We start from the raw sequence: 4690 nt of genomic DNA, 5'->3' as shown, positions 1-4690 counted from the left end.
AAACACCGTTATGGTTGGCCCAAGTAGGGTTGCTGATCCAAATTTTCACATCACCGAGTTGACGTTTTATGAATTCGCCAGCAACGCGAAGTGCACCTGTACCGCCTGGCGCTTGTGCTGTTTTTGCTCTTTTTTGAGCGACAATGTCTGAATCAGCACCGAAAAGCAGTTTTTGAACAGCTAGGCCGTACTCAGCTGTGCCTTCAATGGTCAGGTAAGATTTAGTTTTCTCAGTTTCAAGCAGCGCTGCTTCCGCTTTTTTTACCGTTGCAAGAACCGGCGTTTCACCGGCTTCATTTTTGTAAATGCCAACACCAAGGTTAATCTTTTCAGAGCGTGTATCTTTCTTAAACTCTTCTGTCAGGCCAAGGATAGGGTCAGCGGGAGCTGCGAGAACTTTTTCAAACATAATCTTCATCCGTGTTAGGTTAGGGTGGTATTCATTACTCCTTTATTTATACCTTTGTGCGCCTTTTGAAACAACCGAAACAAAACAGAAAATGACAAAAAAATGCGACAGTCGTAATTTTGTTGCTGGAATCGCTATTTGCATTAGAACTCACCCATAGTTTTAGCCCTTTTTGACGACCAAATGTCCCTAAAATTTATATTCAACACGCCCTAATCTTGATGATCACGAGCGATCTGAATGAACTGCTCTTCAATGGCGATGAATGCATCCACAACAGAAGGGTCAAAGTGAAGCCCTTTACCTTCAATAATGATCGACCGAGCTTCTTCATGACTAAAGGCGGGTTTGTACACTCGTTTGGAGATTAAGGCGTCATACACATCGGCTAATGCCATCAGTCTGCCAGATAGAGGAATGTCTTCCCCTTTTAATTGGTTAGGATAACCGCTGCCGTTCCACTTTTCATGATGGGTGAGGGAAATCTCTTTTGCCAGTATCAAGAAGGATGTCGTGCCCAGTTGTTCCTCTGCCATAGAGAGAGCTTGCGCCCCAATTTCTGGATGCTGCTTCATTATTTCAAATTCTTGTTCCGTTAATTTGCCAGGCTTGAGTAGTACATTATCTGGAACCCCAACTTTTCCTACATCGTGCAGCGGCGCGGATTTATAGAGAAGCTCAATGTAGTCAGGAGAGAGCAGCTGCTCGTAACGTTTGTCGTGGCTCAATTCTGTCGCCAGTGCTTTAACATATTCTTGTGTGCGCATAATGTGTGCGCCGGTTTCATTGTCACGAGATTCCGCAAGAGCCGACAAACTCATAATGGCAACATCACGAGTCACCTTAACCTCATCTTGAGAAGATTGAAGACTATCAAGCATTTGGTTGGTTAAGTAAGCCATTGACCCCAGTTCATTATGCTCAAAGACAGGGAGACGTGTATTTATGTTTCCTTGGGTCACTTCAATGAGAGAGCACTCTTGGCTTAATAATATTTTCTTCATCAGTTTTGTCCATAGATACAAAATTGCTCCTGCATAACCGCCTAAGACGAAAGAAATATAGATAAACTCCTTGATCACACTTAACTGGCCTGATCCATCTAACAAGCGGTCCGGTCTATGTTGTAGCCAGAAAATATCTTTTAACGCAACCATGGCTAACATCGTGGTGAGAGTGATGAGTAATAAGGCCATCATCATGATCATTTGCTTGACCATGGACTCACGTTGACCCGCTAATACTTCGCTCTCATTTCGATTATCTTGCCATAATTCAAAGTGCGCTATTTTTGAGTGGAGTTGCAAAATCGTGCCGGTAAAAAAACCAAACAGCGTCATACCGAAGAGAACTTTAAGATTGCTTTCTATTGGAAAGTCGTAGCTGAAGTTATAAAACAGCGCGAGTGGAATACTGAAAATAAAGAACAGTAGAGGCTCAGATTGGGTTACATTTTGTGTTGCCCAAGAGTCATGGCTCATTGATAGTCGATGACGAACAAACCACATGAAAGTAAAAGTAATCCCAACATGAACCAGTATTTCGTTGGCCGTTAATGTCTCTAGCATAGGGCAGACTCGTCCCCCATAGATAGCAAAGATGACACCAGCAAGAATGTACATTTTGAGAGTTAGTGAAACATTGTACCGATAGTTTGTCATAGCCTAGCCTAGTTACCCTATTTTTGGTCTATTTGTTAGTTTACTCGTTGAAACCAATTCTGCCTTTAAGTAGACCGAGTAAGTAATAAAACGCTTTCAAATTTGCTTATCATTATCATCATCCCGTTGAACAACCAGTGCTGTTGCAGCTTGTATGGAGAGAGGTGACATTGAGGATAGAGCGTCACACAGAGCAAATTGTGACATGTTAGAGGGTGCTGTACTGTAATTACTGTTATTATTATTATCAGTAATTATTTTCCTGTTGTTGAATGCCCACTTACCGATTGTAAAGGAAATAACATTAGTGTCTCTAAAAACACATAATTTTGTTGCTGAAAAGCTTGTAGAAGTCGTGGAAGATAAACATCGTCGACAAAGAATGATGGTGAATGCGCTAACGGTTTTGGGCTTGTTCTTTCTTACTCTTTTTAGCTTGTTTAACTTTAATAATCAAAATATTACTCTTGCCAGTATTTTAGCTTTTTTTTCTGTTTCCGGCCTAGCTAACATCTACGTTATGAGCCGGTGGAGAAATGCAGGTTTGATCGTATTAACGACGATTATCTATTCACTTTCAACGATATTGGTCGTTTCTGGGGGCTATCAAAATACAGGTTCCCTTTGGGTTTATCCGCTAGCTGCTATCAGTATTTTCATTAATCATTTTCGCCAAGGGCTCATTCTAAATACTTTTTTTATTGGTGTATTAACCTTATTGATCGTTAATGATTGGCTCATTGCTGACTATAACGATGTGATGAAAATTCGTTTTATTATTACTTTATCTGCACTGAGTGGTATGTGTCATATTTTGATCTATTTTCAAAATAAAGCAGATGATTACATATTGAAAATGCATGAAGAGGGTATCCATAACTTAGCCTATTTTGATGGATTGACTCAATTAGCCAACCGAGCCACTTTTCGTTCTATATTAGGCCGTACAATGCAAAGAATATCGACTCAGCGTTCTGCCTTAATATACATTGACCTCGATAACTTTAAGCAGATCAACGATGATTATGGACACGATACTGGAGATAGTGTGCTCGTAGACTTTGGTTACCATTTAAAGAGGATTGCTAGCGATAGAATAGGGGATGGATTAAGCCAGTATGATGTGGCGAGGTTAGGTGGTGATGAGTTTGCGGTTTTTGTTAAACAGGCACCACGTGGAGAAAATAACGTCGTTACGCTAGCGGATGATGTGATTGATCTGTTTTCAAATGATCGACTAGAAAGCCTTAGAGGTCTGAAACACTCAATGTCTGCAAGTATTGGCGTTGTATTTACCTCAGAAGAACAAACGAATTTATACGACAGTTTAAGAGTGGCTGATCAAGCAATGTACGAAGCGAAAAAAGCGAGAAAAGGTCAGGTTAGGATCATTGACCTAGAACAAACCATATAAATAAACGATATAAATAGCTGGATAGACATGAAAATAAAAAGCCGGACATCAAATTGTGATGGCCGGCTTTTAAAGTTCTATCAAACGGTTTAGAAGTTTGCTGAACGCGGAGTACGTGGGAATGGAATCACGTCACGAACGTTACCCATACCTGTTACGTAAGAGACTAGACGCTCGAAACCAAGACCGAAACCAGCGTGTGGCACTGTGCCGTATTTACGTAGATCGCGGTACCAGCTCATGTGCTCTGGGTCGATACCCATTGCGATCATACGCTCATCTAGAATGTCTAGACGCTCTTCACGTTGCGCACCACCAATGATTTCACCGATGCCTGGTGCAAGTACGTCCATTGCAGCAACGGTTTTGCCGTCGTCGTTTAAGCGCATGTAGAACGCTTTGATGTCTTTCGGGTAGTTCTTAACGATAACCGGTGCTTTGAAGTGCTCTTCAGCTAGGTAACGCTCATGTTCAGAAGACATGTCGATGCCCCACTCAACGTCAAACTCAAATTTCTTACCAGAGTCTAGTAGGATTTGGATTGCGTCGGTGTAGTCAACCTGTGCGAAATCAGCGTCAACGAATTGCTCTAGACGAGTAATTGCTTGCTTGTCGATACGAGAAGCAAAGAACTCAAGGTCGTCGCGTCGCTCTTCAAGAACAGCAGCGAACACGTACTTAAGCATGTCTTCAGCCAGTTTTGCTACATCGTCAAGGTCTGCAAACGCAACTTCAGGCTCAACCATCCAGAATTCTGCTAGGTGGCGGCTTGTGTTTGAGTTTTCAGCACGGAACGTTGGGCCGAAGGTGTAAACCTTGCTGAGTGCACAAGCGTAAGCTTCCGCGTTAAGTTGGCCAGATACGGTTAGGAACGTCTCTTTGCCGAAGAAATCTTCGTTGAAGTCGACGTCGCCTTTTTCAGTGCGTGGTAGGTTTTCCATGTCTAGCGTAGAAACGCGGAACATTTCACCAGCGCCTTCTGCATCAGATGCAGTGATAAGCGGAGCAGAAGTCCAGAAGAAGCCTTGCTCGTGGTAGAAACGGTGAATCGCTTGAGATAGACAGTTACGTACACGTGCTACCGCGCCAATCACGTTAGTGCGTGGGCGTAGGTGAGCAACTTCACGAAGGTATTCGATAGAGTGACGTGTCTTAGCCATTGGGTAAGTGTCAGCATCTTCAACCCAACCAACGACTTTAACGTCG

4 protein-coding genes are annotated in these 4690 nt (G+C 42.6%); 1 reads left to right on the top strand and 3 read right to left on the bottom strand.

Annotated features, from left to right (window positions below; translation table 11 throughout):
* Together ACP45E_RS08410 and ACP45E_RS08405 are read right to left on the bottom strand one after the other, a co-directional pair.
* A partial coding sequence (locus ACP45E_RS08410) for an aminotransferase class I/II-fold pyridoxal phosphate-dependent enzyme (protein WP_141707259.1) occupies window positions 1-409 on the bottom strand: 409 nt, incomplete at its 3' end.
* Between the two features lie 212 nt (window positions 410-621).
* A complete protein-coding gene (locus ACP45E_RS08405) occupies window positions 622-2070 on the bottom strand; it encodes an HD-GYP domain-containing protein (RefSeq protein ID WP_017038662.1) in 1449 nt (482 codons plus the stop codon).
* 307 nt (window positions 2071-2377) lie between these two features.
* Here ACP45E_RS08405 and ACP45E_RS08400 point away from each other — a divergent pair, with 307 nt between their 5' ends.
* Complete coding sequence (locus tag ACP45E_RS08400; RefSeq protein WP_017034408.1) at window positions 2378-3484, top strand: GGDEF domain-containing protein; 1107 nt, start codon at window positions 2378-2380, stop codon at window positions 3482-3484.
* Between the two features lie 89 nt (window positions 3485-3573).
* Here the strand turns inward: ACP45E_RS08400 and asnS are convergent.
* Window positions 3574-4690: asparagine--tRNA ligase (gene asnS, locus ACP45E_RS08395; protein ID WP_069584881.1), on the bottom strand; the 1117-nt coding region annotated here is incomplete at its 5' end.

It is taken from the genome of Vibrio genomosp. F10 str. 9ZD137 (genome assembly GCF_049974785.1).
GTDB lineage: Bacteria > Pseudomonadota > Gammaproteobacteria > Enterobacterales > Vibrionaceae > Vibrio.
This window is presented reverse-complemented; position numbering and strand designations above follow the sequence as displayed.

Bases quoted from the DNA above. Each gene is read 5' to 3' on its own strand.
- ACP45E_RS08405 (WP_017038662.1), bottom strand. From the start codon at position 2,070: ATGACAAACTATCGGTACAATGTTTCACTAACTCTCAAAATGTACATT.